This is a genomic window from Pantoea sp. Ap-870, from assembly GCF_011752515.1.
GTDB classification, from domain to species: domain Bacteria; phylum Pseudomonadota; class Gammaproteobacteria; order Enterobacterales; family Enterobacteriaceae; genus Pantoea; species Pantoea dispersa.
This window is the reverse complement of sequence record NZ_VWXG01000008.1, coordinates 42525-54822: the sequence shown is the minus strand read 5'-3', so window position 1 is coordinate 54822 and position 12298 is coordinate 42525. Positions and strand designations below refer to the sequence as shown.

General features: G+C 59.7%; 10 protein-coding genes. 6 read left to right on the top strand and 4 right to left on the bottom strand.

The features are described 5' to 3' along the window. Entirely contained in the window at window positions 1-369 is a 369-nt protein-coding gene (locus tag F3J41_RS18075; RefSeq protein WP_166711969.1) for an ArsC family reductase, read from the bottom strand. A gap of 322 nt (window positions 370-691) precedes the next feature. Here F3J41_RS18075 and ypfM point away from each other — a divergent pair, with 322 nt between their 5' ends. After that, window positions 692-823 (top strand): protein YpfM, encoded by a 132-nt coding sequence (ypfM, locus tag F3J41_RS23695; protein ID WP_211072994.1) that lies wholly within the window; start codon window positions 692-694, stop codon window positions 821-823. Window positions 824-931: 108 nt separating this feature from the next. On the opposite strand, the gene acrD is transcribed toward ypfM, so the two are convergent. From acrD to narQ, 3 genes are all read right to left on the bottom strand, one after another. Further along, a complete protein-coding gene (gene acrD / locus F3J41_RS18065; protein ID WP_058770826.1) occupies window positions 932-4048 on the bottom strand; it encodes a multidrug efflux RND transporter permease AcrD in 3117 nt (1038 codons plus the stop codon). 195 nt (window positions 4049-4243) lie between these two features. Next, window positions 4244-4876 carry a response regulator gene (locus F3J41_RS18060; RefSeq protein WP_058758331.1) on the bottom strand — a complete coding sequence of 211 codons (633 nt, stop codon included), beginning with the start codon at window positions 4874-4876 and terminating at the stop codon, window positions 4244-4246. Window positions 4877-4917: 41 nt separating this feature from the next. Beyond that, window positions 4918-6606, bottom strand: a complete 1689-nt coding sequence (narQ, locus tag F3J41_RS18055; RefSeq protein ID WP_058758332.1) for a nitrate/nitrite two-component system sensor histidine kinase NarQ — start codon at window positions 6604-6606, stop codon at window positions 4918-4920. 239 nt (window positions 6607-6845) lie between these two features. Here narQ and F3J41_RS18050 point away from each other — a divergent pair, with 239 nt between their 5' ends. From F3J41_RS18050 to napA, 5 genes are all read left to right on the top strand, one after another. Further along, on the top strand, window positions 6846-7118 hold the full coding sequence (locus F3J41_RS18050) for a DUF1471 domain-containing protein (RefSeq protein WP_058770823.1): 273 nt from the start codon (window positions 6846-6848) through the stop codon (window positions 7116-7118). Between the two features lie 290 nt (window positions 7119-7408). Continuing rightward, window positions 7409-8911 carry an L-asparagine permease gene (ansP, locus tag F3J41_RS18045; RefSeq protein ID WP_031279802.1) on the top strand — a complete coding sequence of 501 codons (1503 nt, stop codon included), beginning with the start codon at window positions 7409-7411 and terminating at the stop codon, window positions 8909-8911. A gap of 163 nt (window positions 8912-9074) precedes the next feature. Then, a complete protein-coding gene (napF, locus tag F3J41_RS18040) occupies window positions 9075-9545 on the top strand; it encodes a ferredoxin-type protein NapF (RefSeq protein WP_021508050.1) in 471 nt (156 codons plus the stop codon). Then, window positions 9535-9813 (top strand): chaperone NapD, encoded by a 279-nt coding sequence (locus tag F3J41_RS18035; RefSeq protein WP_021508051.1) that lies wholly within the window; start codon window positions 9535-9537, stop codon window positions 9811-9813. Before napF ends, F3J41_RS18035 begins: the two co-directional genes overlap by 11 nt. Next, window positions 9810-12296 carry a nitrate reductase catalytic subunit NapA gene (napA, locus tag F3J41_RS18030; RefSeq protein WP_104094115.1) on the top strand — a complete coding sequence of 829 codons (2487 nt, stop codon included), beginning with the start codon at window positions 9810-9812 and terminating at the stop codon, window positions 12294-12296. Before F3J41_RS18035 ends, napA begins: the two co-directional genes overlap by 4 nt. Window positions 12297-12298 lie beyond the last annotated feature (2 nt).

The window sequence follows — 12298 nt, the reverse complement described above, 5'->3', positions numbered from 1 at the left end:
TTATGACTTCTCCTGGATAAAGGCGTGATAAACGGATTCTTTGAAACCCACCAGCAATGTACCGTCTGGCGCCGCCAGCACCGGACGTTTGATCATCGCCGGGTGCGCCAGCATCAGCGCTTTGGCGCTGGCCGCATCGCGGATGGCATCGCGTTCCGCTTCCGGCAACTGACGCCAGGTGGTGCCGCGCGTGTTCAGCAGCACGTCATACCCCAGCTGGTCGATAAAGGATTGCAGCAGCGCCGCATCCAGCCCGTCAGCGCGATAATCATGAAAATGAAAGTCGATGCCGGAAGTGCTCAAATAGTTGCGTGCTTTTTTTATGGTGTCGCAATTCTTAATTCCGTACATCACCCACTGCGCTGTCATCGCGTATTCCCGTCCTGTGTTAAATAAAGCGCGAGTTTACCATAGCGCGCTGTGGGCTGTGAGGTCAGACGCGCAGCAGCGCTGTTTTTCATCTCGCCGCGACGCCAATAAACGGCGCTAATCAGGGCCAGTAAACGCTTTCACTTACCTGCGAAATTGTCGCCTGCGGCATCATTAGCGATCTAAGAATTATCTTAGGTGGTAAAAACGGGCCTGGCGGATTAAGTCCGCGCTTTTATGAGTCGCATTAACAGGTTGCTGAAATGTGCGTCAGTCCGCAGTTTCGGCAAATTCAAGCTTTCTGCGGTAGTTGCCGATAGTGATGAGAGGTGGAAACGTATTCACCTGTAGAAAAAAACGGCGTAAAATCGCCACTACAAGAAGAGAGGGTATTATGGTTGAACACGAACTGGGGAACTGGAAAGAATTTATCGAAGCGATGTTACGTAAGTAATTCGTGAAGAGAAAAGCAGGGCACTTCCCAACTTGCTGTTATTCTTACCGCACACATCAATAAAGCTGCCATTCATCATGGCGGCTTTTTATTTGTCCGGATTTAGCCTCAGTCGTGCGGCTTTGCCCGCAGCGGGAAGCGGCGGCGCACCAGCACAAAGAACAGCGGCACAAAGAAGATGGCCAGCACCGTGGCGGAGATCATGCCGCCCATCACGCCAGTACCGACCGCATGCTGGCTGCCGGAACCGGCACCGCTGCTGATCGCCATCGGCAGCACGCCGAAAATAAAGGCCAGCGACGTCATCAGAATCGGCCGCAGGCGCTGCCGCGATGCCTCCAGCGTCGACTCCAGCAGTTCACGCCCTTTGCTGTTGATCTCATTGGCGAACTCGACGATCAGGATCGCATTCTTCGCCGACAGGCCAATCACCGTCAGCAGGCCGACCTGAAAGTAGACGTCATTCTCCAGTCCGCGCAGCCAGGTGGCGACCAGCGCGCCCACCACGCCCAGCGGCACCACCAGCATCACCGAGAACGGAATCGACCAGCTCTCGTACAGCGCCGCGAGGCACAGGAACACTACCAGCAGCGAAATCGCATACAGCGCCGGTGCCTGCGAGCCGGAGAGACGTTCCTGATAGGAGGCACCGGTCCACTGGAAGCCAACGCCGAGCGGCAGCTGCGCCACCAGTTTCTCCATCTCATCCATCGCCGTGCCGCTGCTGACGCCGTTAGCCGCCTCGCCGACAATCTCCAGCGACGAATAGCCGTTGTAGCGTTCAAGACGCGGTGAACCGGTCTCCCAGTGGCTGGTGGCGAAGGCGGAGAACGGCACCATGCCGCCGCTGTTGTTGCGCACATACCATTTGTTGATGTCGCCCGGCAGCATGCGGAATTCCGGTGCGGCCTGGACGTAGACTTTCTTCACGCGGCCGCGGTCGAGAAAATCATTCACGTAGGTTGAGCCCCAGGCGGTGGTCAGGGTGTCGTTGATGGTATCCAGCGACACGCCGAGCGCCTGCGCTTTGCGCTGGTCGACATCAATCTGCAGCTGCGGGCTGTCGTCGAGCCCGTTGTGGCGCACGCGCGACAGCGCCGGATTGCTGTCGGCCAGCGCCAGCAGCCGATCGCGCATCGCCATCAGCTCGGTGTGCCCGATGCCGCCGTGATCCTGCAACTCCATATCGAAGCCGGAGGAGCTGCCCATGCCGGTGATCGCCGGTGGACTGCTGGCGATGACGCGTGCCTCTTTGATCTTTTTAAAGGCTGCGGTGGCGCGATCGATGATGGCAAACGAGGTGCGATCGCGACCTGGCCGCTGCTCCCAGTCCTTCAGACGCACAAACAGGCGCGCCACGTTTTGTCCGTTGCCGCCCGGACCGGCACCGATGGTGGAGAACACCGACAGCACATTGTCCTTTTCGGCGGTCAGGTAATAATCTTCAACCTTTGCCACAACCTGCGAGGTTTGCTGCAGCGTTGAGCCCGGCGGCAGCTGCACCTGGGTAAGGAATACGCCGCGATCTTCCAGCGGCAGGAAGGAGGTGGGCAGACGGATAAACAGAAACGCCATCACGCCGATAATCGCCAGGTAGAGCAGCAGCCAGCGGCCGCTCTTCAGCAGAATGCGCGCCACACCGCGCTCGTAGCGTTCGGCGCTGGCATTGAAGTGACGGTTAAACCAGCCGAAAAATCCGCGCCGGCCATGGTGCTGGCCCTGCGCCAGCGGTTTGAGCAGCGTGGAGCACAGCGCGGGCGTCAGAATCATCGCCACCAGCACCGACAGCACCATCGCCGAGACAATGGTGATGGAGAACTGGCGATAGATAGCGCCCACGGTGCCGCCAAAGAACGCCATCGGCACAAACACCGCGGACAGCACCAGCGCGATGCCCACCAGCGCGCCCTGAATCTGCCCCATCGATTTACGCGTGGCGGCCCGCGGCGATAATCCCTCTTCGCTCATGATGCGCTCGACGTTTTCCACCACCACGATGGCATCATCCACCAGCAGCCCGATGGCCAGCACCATGGCGAACATGGTCAGGGTGTTAATACTGAAGCCGCAGGCGTACAGCACCGCAAAGGTGCCGAGCAGCACCACCGGCACAGCAATGGTGGGGATCAGCGTGGCGCGGAAGTTTTGCAGGAACAGGTACATCACCAGAAACACCAGCAGGATCGCTTCCAGCAGGGTTTTCACCACGTCCTTAATGGAGGCTTTAACGAACGGCGTGGTTTCAAACGCCACTTTGGCTTCCAGCCCGTGCGGGAAATATTGCGCCAGTTCGGCGACGCGGGCGCGCACCAGCTTGTCGGTATTCATCTCGTTGGCGCCGGAAGCCAGCTTGATGCCGAGACCGGAGGCGGGCTGGCCGTTATAGCGGCTCAGAAAGTCATACTTTTCGGCGCCCATGGCGATGGTGGCCACGTCGCCGAGCGTCACCACTGAACCGTCGGTGTTGGTTTTCAGCGTAATGGCGCGAAACTGCGCGGGCGTCTGTAGCATCGACTGGGCGTTAACCGTGGCGTTCAGCGCCTGTTTGTCCACCGACGGCAACCCGCCGACCTGGCCGACCGCCACCTGAGTGTTCTGCGATTCGATGGCGCTGACCACATCGTCGGTGGTTAGCGCGTAGTTAATCAGCTTGTTGGGATCGAGCCAGATGCGCATGGCGTATTGCGAGCCGTAGGCATCGACCTGGCCGACGCCGTCGATGCGGCTGAGCGGATCCTGAATGTTACTGGCGACGTAATCGGCAATATCCTGTTTATCCATGCTGCCGTCGGTGGAGACAAAGGCGATCATCAGAATGTTGCTGTCGCCGGTTTTGTTTACCGTGACGCCCTGCGACTGCACCGCCGCTGGCAATTTGCGCAGCGCGCTCTGCAGCTGATTCTGTACCTGTTGCCGCGCTTCATCCGGGTTAGTGCCGGCGGTAAAGGTGAGGGTGATCTGCGCCTGGCCGGTGTTGCTGCTGTTCGAGGACATGTACATCAGGTTATCGATTCCCGTCATATTCTGCTCGATAACCTGGGTGACGGTGTTTTCCAGCGTCTGCGCGGATGCGCCGGGATAGTTGGCGGTGATGCGCACGTTGGGCGGCGCGAGATCCGGATACTGTTCCACCGGCAGCGAGATAATGGCCAGCGTGCCACACAGGCACAGCAAAATAGCCAGCACCCAGGCAAAAATGGGGCGGTCGATAAAAAAGTTCGACATGAAACCGACACTCCTCAGCTGCGTACTTTGTACTTGTTATTAGTAAAAGCGTGCCGCACGCTGCGCTTCACGCTGGCGGAGTGCAAGGGCGATCCTGAAAACTCCGGCTGCTGCTTACTGTACGCGGGGCAAATTAGGGAATCGTGGATAAATTATGGAGAAAGTGTAAAAGTCGCAGCAGCTTTATGTGCGCAATCACACATTGCGGCTCTCCAGCCACAGCACCGTTGCCGCAACGCGGGAACGGACGTCGAGCTTACGCAGCAGGTTGCGGATGTGTACCTTTACCGTTTCTTCCGAAATGTGCAGCGTGGCGGCAATCTCTTTGTTGGATAAGCCGCGTGCCACTTCCTGCAACACATCCAGCTCGCGCTCGGTCAGCTGTCTGAACGGATTGGCGCTGGGCTGGCGGGTCGCCAGATATTCTGCCACCACCTCGCTGAACACGTTCTCGCCCTGTGCGCCGCGCATTACCTGCGCCAGCAGCAGTTCCGGTTCGCTGTCTTTGAGCAGATAGCCATCGGCACCGGCATCCACCATGGCGTAAATATCGCTGCGCGCGTCGGACACCGTCAGCACCAGAATGCGTGCCGCGACGCCCTCGTGGCGCAGCGCCTTCAGCGTATCCAGCCCGGACATGCCCTTCATATTCAGATCGAGCAGAATCACATCCGGTGCCAGACGGCGCGCTTCGGCCAGCGCTTCGGTACCGTTATTCGCCTCAGCCACCACTTCCAGACGCGGTTCCAGCGCCAGCAACTGGCGGATACCGCGACGCATCAGCGGATGATCGTCAACGATCATAATAGACAGGGAAGGGTGAGCCATAGGTTCTCCAGAGTTTCAATCCATTTGCTAAGTGTAATGCGTTAAGCCAGCCGGTGCGCGGGGCGGGCGGGAAAACGCAGCGTGACGCAGGTGCCCTGCGCCTGCGGGGTAATCAGTAAGCTGCCGGCGAGACGCGCCGCGCGCTCGGCCATGATGGTTAGCCCGTAGTGGCCCGGCGGCTCTTCTACGCTATTGATACCGCAGCCGTCATCTTCGATGGTCAGCAGGTGCTCATCATCAGCGACACGCTGATAGCGAATCTGAATCTGCTGCGCCTGCGCGTGACGAATTGCATTGAGCAGCGCCTCGCGTGCAATCTGCAGTACGTGCACCTGCTGCTGGGCATCCAGCGTTTGCAGGCCAGGCTGATAGTCAAAGGTAATCGCCGCCTGCGACTGCTCCTGCAGCGGGGCGATCATCGCCTGCATCGCCTGCACTAAATCGGCCTGTTCAATGCTCAGGCGGAAGGTGGTGAGCAGCTCGCGCAGCTGCTGATACGCCTCGGCCAGCGCGCGATCAAAATCGGCGATGATCGCCTGTGCCTGCGGCTGGCTGCTATCGACATTACGCCGCAGCAACGTCAGCTGGATACGCAGAAAAGAGAGCGACTGCGCCAGCGAATCGTGCAGCTCGCGCGCAATGGTGGCGCGCTCTTCAATCAGCAGCATCTGCTGATACTGCTTCTGCGTCTGCCAGATCCACAGTGCACGCGCCAGCATGTTGGCCAGACTGTGCATCAGCTCATCGGCCGGCGGCGCGCGGCGGGTTTGCCAGCACAGTTCGCCGAGGCGCTGCTCCTCCTGCTGCAGCGGCAGCCGCTGCCAGCTGAGATCGTCGGCGGGCACGCCGGCCTGGAAGGCGATATCCTCGCTGGCGATTTGCAGCACCTCCAGCGCTTCCCGTCGCTGCACCAGCCGAAGCAGGCCCTGGAACAGCTCGGGATTGAGCGGGCTGCCGGTGAGAATCTGCGAGCTTTCATACAGCAGCGACAGCGTGCGGTTGGCCTGGGTTAAATCTTCGGTTTTATTGCGCACCGCGCACTCCAGCAGGCGATAGTGCGAATGCAGCCGCTCCGCCATGGTGGTAAACGCCTGCGCCAGCACGCCCAGCTCGTTGGGCTGATGCACTGAAAGCGGCGGAAAACTGAAGTTGGCCTGCTCGACGTATTGACTGGCGGTGACCAGCGAATCGAGCGGACGCACCACGTTGCGGCGAATAAAGCCAATGCTCCACAGCGCCAGCGCGACAATCGCCAGAAAGCCGAACAGGCTGCTGGCGGCCACCAGATGCATTTTCAGCTCGGCATAGTGCTGCACCGCCAGCACGAAGCGGTCAATCTCACTGACGTAGCCCGCCACGCGCTGCTGGTACACCTGCGCCCGCGCCGGCTGCAGCGTCTCTTGCAGTACCGGCCAGCTGTCGCGCAGATAGCGATAGCGGCTGCTGACCTCAATCGGCACCCACGGACGCTCCAGATGCTGCAGCGCCGGTGACTCCAGCGTCTGCTGATATTGCTGCATATGGTGCGCCAGCTGCTGCGGATCGCGCGTGCTGTCCCACGCCAGCCGGTAGATTTGCATGCGCAGCGAGCCGGCGACATTCACCGCTTCAGCATCGCGCAAACTGCTGGAGAGCGTCATCAGCGCCAGGCCAGTGGTTAACAGCGACAGCAGCACAATCGCGCTGAGCGCGCGGGCAATGGTGCGGGTAACGGGACGTTTCACTATCACAATAATAACCATTGTAAGAGCGGGGGATTATAAGTCAGCCGCAGCGCGGGTGCGAGCGCGAAATTGACACATCTGGTTACTTTTATCAGAGAAACTCACCGCGGTTTACGTTTCCCTGGATTACCGGCGTTTGGCTGGCGAAATATTGAACGCTTTTACCGCCCGCGCAGCCTGGTTTGCACTGGCTCGCCGATACTTTGACGCGTAACCCTTTTCCCGCACGACAACAGGAGCACCTCATGAAGACACGTTATGCCGTAATGACTGCTGCACTGCTTGCCAGCGCATCGTTTACTACCTTTGCCGCCTCGCCGTTGAGCGAGGCACAAACCCAGGACCTGCAAAGCAGCGGCACCGTTTCGGTGAGCGGCGTGCGCGGTTCGCTGGATGACGCCACCCGTCAGCTGTCGCAGAAAGCGGAAGAGATGGGCGCCAGCCACTATCGCGTCATTGGCATGCAGAATCCAGGCGATTCCAGCATGTGGAGCGGCAGCGCCGAGATTTACCGTTAATGCCCTTCATTATTCCCCTCTGGTAGTTTTTTCCTGTAGCCACCGATTACCGGCCACCCCACTGGCCGGTTTTTTTGTGCGTCGCGACGGATTATTACAAATCAACCCGTGCAGTCAGCCAGTAAATTTTGCTTCGTTCATGCAGAACGGGTAGGATTCATCGCCGTAATTTCCCGGCTCGCCGCGCGGCATCGTTCCGCCGCTCAGGGGCCGGTTTTACCCCATTTCGCACTGCCCGGCGCAATCGATTGGTTACGCGGTGATTGATGGACAGGACAAACAGGAAAGCTATGAAATCTACTAAAAAAACGCCAGCCGAACAGCGTGCTGCGAGAAGGCGCTGGCTTAACTCTCACGATACGGGTTACCACAAAGCGATGGGTAACCGTCAGGTACAAATGATCGCCATTGGCGGCGCTATCGGTACCGGTCTGTTCCTCGGTGCCGGCGCGCGTCTGCAGATGGCCGGTCCGGCACTGGCACTGGTGTATCTGGTGTGCGGTATCTTCTCCTTCTTTATTCTCCGTGCGTTGGGCGAGCTGGTGTTGCATCGCCCTTCCAGCGGCAGCTTTGTTTCGTACGCGCGTGAATTCCTCGGGGAAAAAGCGTCCTACGTCGCGGGCTGGATGTATTTCGTTAACTGGGCGATGACCGGTATCGTCGATATCACCGCGGTGGCGCTTTACATGCATTACTGGGGCGCGTTTGGTGATGTGCCGCAGTGGGTATTTGCGCTGGGCGCGCTGGCGATTGTCGGCACCATGAACATGATCGGCGTGAAGTGGTTCGCCGAGATGGAGTTCTGGTTCGCGCTGGTGAAAGTGCTGGCCATCGTGGTGTTCCTGATTGTCGGCGTGGTGTTCCTCGGCAGCGGTAAACCGCTGGACGGCAACACCACCGGCTTCCACCTGATCACCGACAACGGCGGGCTATTCCCGCACGGTCTGCTGCCGGCGCTGGTGCTGGTACAGGGCGTGGTGTTTGCCTTCGCCTCGATTGAGCTGGTGGGCACGGCGGCGGGCGAGTGTAAAGACCCGAAAACCATGCTGCCGAAAGCCATCAACAGCGTGATCTGGCGTATCGGCCTGTTCTATGTGGGTTCCGTGGTGCTGCTGGTACTGCTGCTGCCGTGGAACGCCTATCAGGCCGGACAAAGCCCGTTCGTCACCTTCTTCTCCAAACTGGGCGTGCCTTACATTGGCAGCGTTATGAACATCGTGGTGCTGAGCGCGGCGCTGTCGAGCCTGAACTCGGGCCTGTACTCCACCGGACGTATTCTGCGTTCAATGTCGATGGGCGGCTCGGCGCCGCAGTTCATGTCGAAGATGAGTAAGCAGCAGGTGCCGTACGCCGGTATCCTGGTGACCATCGGCGTGTACGTGATCGGCGTAGTGCTCAACTACTACGTTCCGTCGCAGGTGTTTGAGATCGTCTTAAACGTGGCGTCACTGGGGATTATCTCCTCGTGGGCGTTCATCGTGGTGTGCCAGATGCGTCTGCGCAAAGCCATCAAAGAGGGCAAAGCGGAAGATGTCAGCTTCAAGCTGCCGTGGGCGCCGGTTACCTCGTGGCTGACGCTGCTGTTCCTGGTGAGCGTGCTGGTGCTGATGGCGTTTGACTACCCGAACGGCACTTACACCATTGCTTCAATTCCGCTGATTGCCGTGCTGCTGGTGCTCGGCTGGTTTGGCGTGCGTAAGCGCGTGCAGGCGGAGGCGATGAAAGAGCACGAGCATCATCATGACGACCAAGATGATGCGGCGCCTAAACTGGCGGAAGACAACGCGCGTTAATCGCAGCGATGCTCACCTGCGGGGGCCAGTCGGCCCCCGTTTTTATTTCAATTATCCTTCTCTTGATCCCGCATCGGGAATTACACCTTTCGGGTGATATAGCCCTTCATAACCTCAGGTTATTTTACGCACCATCTCTACATCCCCGCATTGAGGTGAGCCGATGGCGCTGTCGCGACGTGAACTCTTTACCGGGCAGCGCGTCATGCCTGCCGGCGGTATCGCGTTGCCGTGGTGGCGGGGTGAGAGCGGCTGTGACGGCTGCGCCCGCTGCGTACAAGCCTGCGAGAGCGGCATTATCCGCATCGCCGCTGGCGAAGCGCCGCAGCTCGACTTTCTGCAGGGCGAATGCACCTTTTGCGCCGCCTGTGCCGATGTCTGCCCGCAGCCGCTGTTTCAGCCGCGCGACACTGAACCTTTTAGCCGGCGCATCCGCATCGACAGCCGCTGTATCGCTTTTCTTGGCGTTAACTGTCGCAGCTGCCAGGAGAGTTGTGAGCAGCAGGCGATCCGTTTTCGCCTGATGCCCAACGGCATCGGCCAGCCGGAAATCCTTCCGCAACACTGCACCGGCTGTGGCGCCTGTATCGCGCCGTGTCCGGTCTCAGCCACAGGACTGCATCATGACGAATAACGACAGCTGGCACGTATGTGGCCTGGTGATTCAGGCACGTCCGACCGCGATCGCGGCGGTGCGGCAGGCGCTACTGAACTTTGCCGACAGCGACATTGCGGCGGAAGATGCCGCACGCGGCACGCTGGCGCTAACGCTGGGCGCGGCCGACAGCGCCACGCTGCTGAGCAACATTGAAGCCACCCGCAACATCCCGGATGTGCTGGCGGTATCGCTGGTTTATCACCAGCAAGACGAAATTGAAGAACCCTGTAAGGAAGCATCATGAACCTGAGTCGTCGTGATTTTATGAAGGCCAATGCGGCGGCTGCTGCTGCAACGGCTGCTGGTCTCACCATTCCGACCGTGACCAAAGCGGCCACCAGCCTGGCTGAGCCGATTCGCTGGGAAAAAGCGCCGTGCCGGTTTTGTGGCACCGGCTGTGGCGTGCTGGTCGGCACGCAGAATGGCCGCGTGGTCGCCTCGCAGGGCGATCCGCAGGCGGAGGTTAATCGCGGTCTGAACTGCATCAAAGGCTACTTCCTGCCGAAGATCATGTACGGCAAAGATCGTCTGACCCAGCCGCTGCTGCGCATGACCGACGGCAAATTCGATAAGAACGGCGAGTTCACCCCGGTAAGCTGGGATCAGGCGTTCGACATCATGGAAGCGAAATTTAAGGCGGCGCTGAAAGCCAACGGCCCGGAATCGGTCGGCATGTTTGGCTCCGGCCAGTGGACCGTGTGGGAAGGTTACGCTGCATCAAAGCTGATGAAGGCGGGCTTCCGCACCAATAACCTCGATCCGAACGCGCGCCACTGCATGGCGTCTGCGGTGGTGGGCTTTATGCGCACCTTCGGCATGGACGAACCGATGGGCTGCTACGATGACATCGAGCAGGCCGATGCGTTTGTGCTGTGGGGATCGAACATGGCCGAGATGCACCCGATTCTCTGGTCACGCCTGACCGCGCGTCGTCTCAGCAATGACAACGTCAAAGTGGCGGTGCTGTCGACCTATCGCCACCGCAGCTTCGAGCTGGCCGATAACGCCATCGTCTTCACGCCGCAGAGCGATCTGGCGATCCTCAACTTCATCGCTAACTACATTATTCAGAACAACAAAGTCGATAAAACCTTCCTGCAGAATCACGTCACGCTGCGTAAAGGCGTGACGGATATCGGCTACGGTTTGCGCCCGACCAATCCGCTGCAGGCGGCGGCGAAAAATCCGGACAATGGCGAGTCGACGCCAATCAGCTTCGATGAGTATGCGAAATTTGTCGCGGAATACACGGTGGAAAAAGCCAGCGCCATGAGCGGCGTAGAGCAGGATCAGCTGATCGCGCTGGCGGAGCTGTACGCCGATCCGAACGTGAAGGTGGTCTCTTACTGGACCATGGGCTTCAACCAGCATACGCGCGGCGTGTGGGCGAACAACCTGTGCTACAACATCCACCTGCTGACCGGCAAAATTTCCCGTCCGGGCACCGGACCGTTCTCGCTCACCGGCCAGCCATCGGCCTGTGGCACCGCGCGTGAAGTGGGCACGTTTGCGCACCGTCTGCCAGCCGACATGGTGGTGAACAATGACAAACATCGCGCTTTAGCTGAAAAACTGTGGAAGCTGCCGCAGGGCACGGTGCCAGCCAAAGTTGGTCTGCACGCCGTGGCGCAGGATCGCGCGCTGAAAGACGGCAAGCTGAATGCCTACTGGGTGATGTGCAACAACAACATGCAGGCCGGGCCGAACCTGACACAGGAGCGCATGCCGGGCTGGCGCGATGCGCGCAACTTTGTGGTGGTATCCGACCCGTATCCGACCGTCAGCGCCCTGTCTGCCGACCTGATTCTGCCGACGGCGATGTGGGTAGAGAAAGAGGGCGCCTATGGCAACGCCGAGCGCCGTACCCAGTTCTGGCATCAGCAGGTGAAAGCGCCGGGCGAGGCGAAATCGGATCTGTGGCAGCTGGTGACCTTTGCCAAACGCTTCCGCGTTGAGGACGTGTGGCCAGAGGCGCTGATTGCTCAGCAGCCTGAGCTGAAAGGGAAAACCCTGTACGACGTGCTGTATGCCAACGGCCAGGTGAATCAGTTCCCGCTGAGCGAAGTGGCCGACGATCGCCTCAACGATGAAGCGCGCGAGTTCGGCTTCTATATCCAGAAAGGCCTGTTCGAGGAGTATGCCAGCTTTGGGCGCGGCCACGGTCACGATCTCGCACCGTTCGATACCTATCACGAGGCACGCGGTCTGCGCTGGCCGGTAGTGGACGGCAAAGAGACGCGCTGGCGCTATCGTGAAGGTTTCGACAGCTACGTGAAAGCCGGTGAGGGCGTACGTTTTTACGGTAAGCCGGACGGCAAAGCCACCATTTTTGCCCTGCCGTACGAGCCGCCAGCGGAAGCGCCGGATGCCGAATACGACCTGTGGTTCTGCACCGGGCGCGTGCTGGAGCACTGGCACACCGGCACCATGACGCGCCGCGTGCCGGAACTGCACCGCGCGGTGCCGCAGGCGCTGCTGTATATCCATCCGCTGGACGCCAAAGATCGCGGCTTCCGTCGCGGTGAGAAGGTGCGCGTGGTATCGCGTCGCGGCGAAACCCTCGCCACCGTGGAAACGCGCGGGCGTAATCAGCCGCCGCAGGGGCTGGTATTTATGCCGTTCTTCGATGCCGGCGTGCTGGCCAACAACATCACGCTGGACGCCACCGATCCGCTGTCGAAGCAGACCGATTACAAAAAATGCGCCGTTAAGCTGGTGAAAATCTGAGG